The 7,895-nt window shown below is 73.5% G+C and carries 6 protein-coding genes; 1 reads left to right on the forward strand and 5 read right to left on the reverse strand.

The features are described 5' to 3' along the window. Positions 1 to 55: 55 nt before the first annotated feature. Positions 56 to 1,024 carry a DMT family transporter gene (locus ABEA82_RS29095; RefSeq protein ID WP_345664650.1) on the forward strand — a complete coding sequence of 323 codons (969 nt, stop codon included), beginning with the start codon at positions 56 to 58 and terminating at the stop codon, positions 1,022 to 1,024. On the opposite strand, the gene ABEA82_RS29100 is transcribed toward ABEA82_RS29095, so the two are convergent. The 5 genes from ABEA82_RS29100 to ABEA82_RS29120 all read right to left on the reverse strand — a co-directional run bounded on the left by ABEA82_RS29100 (position 1,013) and on the right by ABEA82_RS29120 (position 7,575). Continuing rightward, positions 1,013 to 2,398, reverse strand: a complete 1,386-nt coding sequence (locus ABEA82_RS29100; RefSeq protein WP_345664651.1) for an MFS transporter — start codon at positions 2,396 to 2,398, stop codon at positions 1,013 to 1,015. The two genes, ABEA82_RS29095 and ABEA82_RS29100, sit on opposite strands and share 12 nt — an antisense overlap. Positions 2,399 to 2,598: 200 nt before the next feature. Then, positions 2,599 to 3,681, reverse strand: coding sequence for a Zn-dependent alcohol dehydrogenase (locus ABEA82_RS29105; protein WP_345664652.1), 1,083 nt, complete (start codon positions 3,679 to 3,681; stop codon positions 2,599 to 2,601). 19 nt (positions 3,682 to 3,700) lie between these two features. Next, on the reverse strand, positions 3,701 to 5,089 hold the full coding sequence (locus tag ABEA82_RS29110) for an aldehyde dehydrogenase family protein (protein WP_345664653.1): 1,389 nt from the start codon (positions 5,087 to 5,089) through the stop codon (positions 3,701 to 3,703). Positions 5,090 to 5,220: 131 nt separating this feature from the next. Continuing rightward, positions 5,221 to 6,555, reverse strand: a complete 1,335-nt coding sequence (locus tag ABEA82_RS29115; protein ID WP_345664654.1) for an ABC transporter ATP-binding protein — start codon at positions 6,553 to 6,555, stop codon at positions 5,221 to 5,223. Between the two features lie 180 nt (positions 6,556 to 6,735). Beyond that, complete coding sequence (locus ABEA82_RS29120) at positions 6,736 to 7,575, reverse strand: class F sortase (RefSeq protein ID WP_345664655.1); 840 nt, start codon at positions 7,573 to 7,575, stop codon at positions 6,736 to 6,738. Between the last annotated feature and the right edge of the window lie 320 nt (positions 7,576 to 7,895).

Here is a 7,895-nt window from a genome sequence, read left to right on the forward strand (position 1 = left end):
GCCCCGTCCGAAATCCGCGAGCTTCCGCCCCTGCCTCCCTCCTAGCCTCTGGAGCATGATGAACAACTCCCCGTCCCGTCCGGCCCGCCGGGCGGAGCTGCTGGCCGCCGGTGCCGCCTCGGTCACCGTGGTGCTGTGGGCGTCCGCCTTCGTCTCGATCCGCAGCGCGGGTGACGCGTACTCTCCCGGCGCGCTGGCGCTCGGGCGGCTGCTGGCCGGGGCCCTGACGCTGGGGTTGATCTGCCTGCTGCGGCGAGAGGGGTGGCCGCCGCGTTCGGCCTGGCGCGGGATCGCGATATCGGGGCTGCTGTGGTTCGGCCTGTACATGGTCGTCCTCAACTGGGGCGAGCAGCAGGTGGACGCGGGTACGGCGGCCCTGATCGTGAACATCGGCCCGATCCTGATCGCGCTGCTCGGTGCCCGGCTGCTCGGTGATCCGATGCCGCCGCGGTTGCTGGCGGGGATGGCGGTGTCGTTCGCCGGCGCGGTGACCGTGGGTCTCTCGATGTCCGGCGAAGGCGGTTCCTCGGTGCTCGGGGTGGTGCTCTGTCTGCTGGCGGCGGTCACGTACGCCGGTGGTGTCGTGGCGCAGAAGCCGGCGCTCGGCACGGCGAGCCCCCTGCAAGTGACGACGTTCGGCTGCCTGGTCGGCGCCGTGGTGTGCCTGCCGTTCGCCGGGCAGCTCGTCCGGCAGGCCGCCGAAGCCCCGGCCTCCGCGACGCTCAACATGGTGTACCTGGGCGTCTTCCCGACCGCCCTCGCGTTCACGACATGGGCCTACGCCCTGTCCCGGACGACCGCGAGCAAGATGGGCGCGACGACGTACGCGGCGCCCGCACTGGTCGTCCTGATGTCCTGGCTGTTCCTCGGCGAGGTGCCGGGGCTTCTCACCCTGGTCGGCGGTGTGCTGTGCCTCGCGGGCGTGGCGGTGTCCCGGTCGCGGTCGCGGGCGGCGGCTCGGGCCGCGGTTCCGGGAGCGGCTCCGGAACCACGGCCCGAAGGGGCCGCGGACTCAGCCCGCTGACCCGGCGGCGGACTCGGACTCCGGGGCGGGCTCCGGCGACGCAGCCTCGGACTCCGCCGCATTCGCCCGGCTCGCGAGAACCTTGATCGAGGCCAGTGCGATCACGGAGAGCGCGATGATGTAGCCGGACACGGCCATCGAGGTGCCCGTCGCCTCCAGCAGCAGCACCATGACGAAGGGCGCGAGACCGCCGCCGGCGACGGCCGCGATCTGGTAGCCGAGGGAGGCGCCGGTGTAGCGCATCTCGGGCGTGAACAACTCGGCGAACAGGGCGGCCTGGGGGCCGTACATGATGCTCAGGAAGCAGCTGGCGACGAACGTGCCGACCGCGAGCCACAGCAGCGAGCCGGTGTCGATCAGCAGGAAGAGCGGTACGGCCCACAGCGCGATGCCGACGGCGCCGAGGGCGTAGATCCGGATGCGGCCGACGCGGTCGGAGAGTGCGGCGGCGGCCGGGATCAGCACGAGCTGGGTGAGGCTGACGCAGAGCGAGACGAGGAGCACCGGGCCCTTCTTCATGTCCAGCTCACGGGTCGTGTAGTCGAGGACGCCGGTGATGAGGATGTAGAAGGTCGCGGTGTTCACGGCGAAGGAACCGCCCGCGAGGAGCACGGTGCCGAGGTGTCCGCGCAGGATCGTGCGCAGCGGCGAGCTCTGCTCGGACTTCTCCTTCTCGGCGAGCGCGCGTTCGGCCTCCCGGAACGCCGGGGTCTCCTCGACGCGGGTGTGGATGTACCAGGCGAGGGCGAGCACGAGCAGGCCGACCAGGAACGGCACGCGCCAGCCCCAGGCGGCGAACGCCGAGTCGGTGGTGAGCGCGCCGGCGAGCAGGAAGACGGTGTTGGCGGTGACCACGCCGATGGGGACGCCGAGCTGGACGACGCTGCCGTAGACACCGCGCTTGCCCTCCGGGGCGTACTCGGTGGCCAGGAGCATCGCGCCGCCCCACTGGGCGCCGACGGCGACGCCCTGGGCGACGCGGAGCAGGACCAGCAGGATCGGGGCGGCGACGCCGATCGTGTCGTACGTCGGGAGCAGGCCGATGGCGGTGGTGGAGACGCCCATGAGGGTGAGCGCGAGCACCAGCATCGGCTTGCGGCCGCGCTTGTCGCCGAGGTGGCCGGCGACGATGCCGCCGAGGGGGCGGGCGAGGAAGCCGACGGCGAAGGTGGCGAACGAGGCCAGGACGCCGGCGGTGGAACTGCCCGCGGGGAAGTAGAGGTCGCCGAGGACCAGGGCCGCGGCGATGCCGAAGACGAAGTAGTCGTACCACTCGACGGCCGAGGCGAGCGCCGCCGCGGTGGCTACCCGGCGGCGGTTGGCCGCGGCGGGCGCGGTGGTGGTGGCGGGCTGAGCGGAAGGTGCCGTGTCCATGCGGTGCACGCTCCGGTGAGTGCGGGGACGGAACGGGGGGTGGCTCGGATGCCCGGGGAACGTACTGACCGGACGGTATGGACGTCAACGGGTCGCGCACCAGGACTTTTACCTGTACTTGGCACCGAGTGTGCGGGCGGGCATGCCTGAGGCCCGGGCCTCACGTGGAGGCCGGGGCGCGGGGCGCGGTGGGAAACGGGCTAGAAGACGACCAGTGCCCGGCCGCCCTTGCCCGCCAGCATGTTCTCGAACGCCGCCGGGATGCCCTCCAGGGAGATCCGTTCCGTCACCATCGCGCTCAGGTCGAGGCGGCCCGCCCGGACGTGTTCGGCCAGGACCGGGAGGTCCGCGGCGGGGTCGCAGTTGCCGTAGACGCAGCCGGAGAGGGTGCGGCCCCAGTGGAAGATCTCCAGGGCGTTGAAGGTGACCTGCTGGTCCTTGCCGCCGATGCCGACGACCGTGGTGCGGCCGCCGCGGCGGGTGGAGTCCCAGGCCGTGCGGATGGTGACCGCGCGCCCCACGCACTCGACGGCGACGTCGACGCCCTGCCTGCCGGTGAGGCCGCGGATCTCGCGGGCGGTGGTGTCCGAGGCGACGACGTAGTCGGTGGCACCGGCGGTGCGGGCCAGTTCCTCCTTGTCGGGGGAGACGTCCACCGCGACGATCTTCGAGGCGCCCGCGATCCGGGCGGCCTGGAGGGCCGCGAGGCCCACTCCCCCGACACCGAACACCGCGACCGTCTCGCCGGGACGGACCCGGGCCGAGTGGTGGACGGCTCCGTAGCCGGTGAGGACGGCGCAGCCGAGCAGGGCCGCGTCGGTGAGCGGGACCCCGTCCGGCACGGGCAGGACGCAGGCCGCGGAGACGACGGTCTCCTCGGCGAACGCGGCGACGTTCAGCCCGGGGTGGAGGTCGGTCCCGTCGGTGGTGCGGGCGTAGACGTCTGCGGCGCCATCGAGGGCGCTGGCGCACAGCCAGACCTCGCCGAGCGAGCAGGCGTGACAACTGCCGCAGGACGGGGCCCAGTTGAGGACGACGCCGTCGCCGGGCCCGACGTGGGTGACGCCCTCGCCGACGGCGAGCACCGTGCCGGCGCCCTCGTGGCCGAGGACGGCGGGGACGGGCACGCGCATGGTGCCGTCGGACAGGGACAGGTCGGAGTGGCAGACCCCGGCAGCGGCGAGCCGGACACGGACCTGGCCGGGCCCGGGGTCCGGCAGGTCGATGCCGGTGATCTCCAGCGGAGAGCCGACGGCGGGCAGGACGGCGGCGCGGACAGCCATGACGGAAGGAGCTCCCTGACTAGAACTGGAGGGACTTGGTCTGGAGGTACTCGGCCAGGCCGTGCACCCCGAGCTCGCGGCCCACACCCGACTGCTTGTAGCCGCCGAAGGGCGCGAGAGGGTTGAAGCGGCCGCCGTTGATGTCGACCTGGCCGGTCTCCATCCGGCGCGCGAACGCCACGGCCTCGGTCTCGTCGCCGGCCCAGACGGCGCCGGCCAGGCCGTAGACCGTGCCGTTGGCGATCCGCAGGGCGTCCTCCTCGTCCTCGTAGCGCAGGATCGACAGGACGGGGCCGAAGATCTCCTCCTGCGCGATGGTCATGTCCGGCGTGACGTCGGCGAAGACGGTCGGGCTGACGAAGTACCCCGTCTCGCGCGGGGATCCGGGGCCGCCGGCGACCAGTCGGGCGCCTTCCGCGACGCCCTTCTCGATGTAGCCGCGCACCCTGTCCCGCTGCTTGGCGTTGACCACCGGGCCGATGCGCTCGCCGTACTTGGCGGCGGCCGTGGCCGCGAGCCCGACCGCCTCGTCGTACTGGTCGCGGTGGACGAGCATCCGTGTCCAGGCGCTGCACGTCTGCCCGGAGTTGGACATCACGTTGGCGACCCCGACGTTGACGGCCTTGGCCAGGTCGGCGCTCGGGAGGATGACGTTGGCGGACTTGCCGCCGAGTTCGAGGGCGACCTTCTTGACGGCGCCGGCGGCGATCGCGGCGATGTGCCGGCCGACGGCGGTGGAGCCGGTGAAGGAGACCAGGTCGACGTCCGGGTGCTCGGCGAGGGCTTGTCCGGCGACCGGGCCGAGGCCGGTGACCAGGTTGAACACGCCCGCGGGGAGGCCCGCCTCGTGCACGGCGTCCGCGAAGAGGCGGGCGACCAGTGGGGTGTCCTCGGCGGGCTTCACCACGATCGTGCAGCCGGCCGCGAGGGCCGGGGCGACCTTGGCGACGATCTGGTGCAGGGGGTAGTTCCAGGGCGTGATCGCGGCCACCACACCGACCGGTTCGTGGTGGACGACCGAGTTGCCGGTCTTCTCCTCGAAGGCGTACGTCGCCGCGAGCTCGGCGTAGGAACCCGCGACCGCGATCGGCACGGCCGCGTGGACGGACTGCGAGAACTTCAGGGGCGAGCCGAGTTCGGCCGTCACGGTCTCGGCGATCTCGTCCGCGCGGGCCACGAGCACGTCCCGGAGCGCGGAGAGGTGCGCGGCCCGCTCGGCCGGCGGGGTCGCCGCCCAGCCGGGGAGGGCGGCGCGGGCGGCCCGTACGGCGGTGTCGACGTCCTCCGCGGTGCCGGCCGGGACCGTGCCGATGACCTGCTCGTCGACCGGGTTCACGACCTCGATCACGTCCTGGCCGGCGGCGGGGCGCCAGGCGCCCCCGATGTACATGCCGTCGTGTGCCTTCATCGCGCTTCCTCCGGGGGCGGGGCATCGTCGTCCGGAACATAAACTAGCGGCGATAGTTTTCTGGCGCCAGACGTCCCGGTCGTCCCCGGTCATCACAGCACGCGGGCGGCCACGTCCGGATGTGCCGCTCCTCACTCCCCCAGGTCGGGCAGACGGTCCGGGTGCGGACAGATGCGGTCGCCGTGCTGGTCGAAGACGAAGAGGTGGGCGAGGTCCACGAGGAGCGGTACCTGCATGCCGTGGCGGAGGGCCAGGTCCGGGATGGTGCGGACGATGAGGTCGCCGGGCAGGCGGACTTCGGCGGTCGCGGGGACGGTGGCCTCGGGATGGTCCAGGGCCACCACGGGTCCGGCCCGCCCGGCCGCGGTCCGCTCCCGGAGCCGGGTGAGGACCGAGCCGTCGCTGCGGCGGCGCCGGGCCGGGCGGCCGGGGCGGGGCCGCGGGGCCTCCAACTCGGGTACGACGGCGGGGCTGGAGCCGGTGTCGAAGTGGACGAGGATCTCGTGCCCCTGGAACTCCACGTGCTCGACCAGGCCGGTGAGCGGCACCTCGCCGGGGCGGGCGGCGGAGTGCTTGGCAATCCGGACGGCCTCCGAACGCAGCCCCACGATGACCTCGCGGCCCTGCTGGACCCGCAGCAGCTGGTGGTCCAGGGAGAGCGGCTCGGGCAGCCGCAGGAACTGCTTGCCCAGGCTGATGGTCATCGCCCCGTCCAGCGGGGCGCGCACCAGGCCGCGCAGCAGGTTGATGCGCGGGGTGCCGACGAAGGCGGCGACGAACACGTTGGCGGGCAGGGCGTAGACGGCACGCGGGCTGTCGACCTGCTGGAGCACGCCGCCGCGCAGGACGGCGACCCGGTCGCCGAGCGACATGGCCTCGGCCTGGTCGTGGGTGACGTACACCGTGGTGACGCCGAGTTCCTGGGTGAGCTGGGATATCTCGGCCCGCAGATGGGTGCGGAGCTTGGCGTCGAGATTGGACAGCGGCTCGTCCATGAGGAAGGCGGAGGGATGGCGGGCGATGGCCCGGCCCATCGCGACACGCTGGCGCTCGCCGCCGGAGAGCTGGCCGGGCAGGCGGTCCAGGAGGTCCTCGATGCCCAGCAGGCGGGCGGTGGCGTCCACGCGCGGCCGCGGGTCCGTGTCCGGGGCCTCGATGCGCAGCGGGAAGCCGATGTTGGCGCGGCTGGTCATGTTCGGGTAGAGGGCGAAGTTCTGGAAGACCATCGCCATGTCCCGTCCGGACGGCGGCAGGTCGTTGGCGTACTCGCCGTCGAGCAGCAGCTCGCCCTCGTCGATCTCCTCCAGGCCGGCGATCATCCTGAGAACGGTCGACTTGCCGCAGCCGGAGGGGCCGAGCAGGACGAGGAACTCGCCCGGTGTGATGTCCAGCGACAGCCGGTCCACCACACGGGCGCCTCGTGTGTAGGCCTTGCTCACGTCGTGCAGGGAGATGTCGCGTGTCATGAGGTGCCCCCGAGGGGTCTTCAGGGCGCTGGTGCTCCGCGGGCCGGAAGCCCCGTACGGGTCGCACGGGGCTGTCGGTCACGGAAGTTAACGGAATGTGCGCGCCCGGGGGAAGACACCGGGCGGGATCGGGGGCTTCGGTCCATCTGGTGAGAACACGGACGGCCGGTCCGGCCGGGGTCAGCGGGTGCCGGTGAGGTGGGCGAAGACCACGAGGTTCCCGGAGTAGCCCTTCCTGCGGTCGTAGTTGCCGCCGCAGGTGATCAGGCGCAGCTCGGGGCGGCCCCGTGCGCCGTACACCTCCTGGCTGGGGAAGTGCGCCTTCTCGTAGGACTTGATGGCGTCGACGGTGTAGACGGCGGTCCGTCCGTCGGCCCGGCGGACCTTGACGACGCGGCCGGGTTCCAGCTCGGTCAGCCCCGCGAAGACGGCCGGGCCGCTGTCCGTGTCGAGGTGCCCGACCGCCACGGCCGTGCCCTGCCCGCCGGGCGAGGCGCCGTCCTTGTACCAGCCGACCAGCTCGGGGTCGTCCTCCGGGGGTGCGGTGAGGCGGTGGTCACGGTCGAGGCCCAGGCCCATGACCGGGGCGTCGAGGCGGAGGTAGGGGATGAGCAGGCGGGTGGCCCGGGAGGGGGGCAGGGGGTGGAGGGCGGCTGCGGGGCGGGGCCGTGCACGGGTGGGCTTCGGCCCGGGGCCGGCGGCTGCGGGGCCCTTGGGCTGTGCCCCGGGCTTGTCGCTGCCAGGGGTGAGGGGCGCTGCCGTGCGGGGCCGGGGTGCGGGCGCCCGGGTCGGGATGGACGCCGCGGGCTTCGGGGTGGGGCCGGGCCGACGGGGCCGGGTGACGTCCGGTTCGGGCACGGCAGCCGCGTCGGTACGGGAGTCGTCCGACAGCGCGACCACGGCGTGGCGGCCGGGCTGTTCGCCCCGGTCCCAGCACAGGCCGCCCACCAGCAGCAGGCAGCCCACCACGATCGTCCGCGCCAGCCGATAGGCCCGCCTCCGGTACCAGGGCCGACGCACCCGCCGATACCGCACCGCCCCGGGCCCGCCCCGACCCCGCACTCCCGGCGAGGCGCCGCCTCCGGCCCCACGCCCCGCCCTCGGCTCGACGGCAACTCCGGAACGGACCCCACGCCGCCCTGCCACACCGGCGACAGCCCCGCCCCCACGCCGATCCGAGGCGCCGTCAACAGCCCTGCCCCCTGCACCGGAACCCGCCCCACGCCGAGCCACCGGCCCAGCCGCAGAACCCGCTCCACGTGCACGCCGCGCCCCCGCCCCGACCCCAACACCAGAACCCGTCCCACGCCGAGCCACCGCCCCAGCCGCAGAACCCGCTC

It is taken from the genome of Streptomyces venetus, from assembly GCF_039540295.1.
Classification (GTDB): Bacteria; Actinomycetota; Actinomycetes; order Streptomycetales; family Streptomycetaceae; genus Streptomyces; species Streptomyces venetus.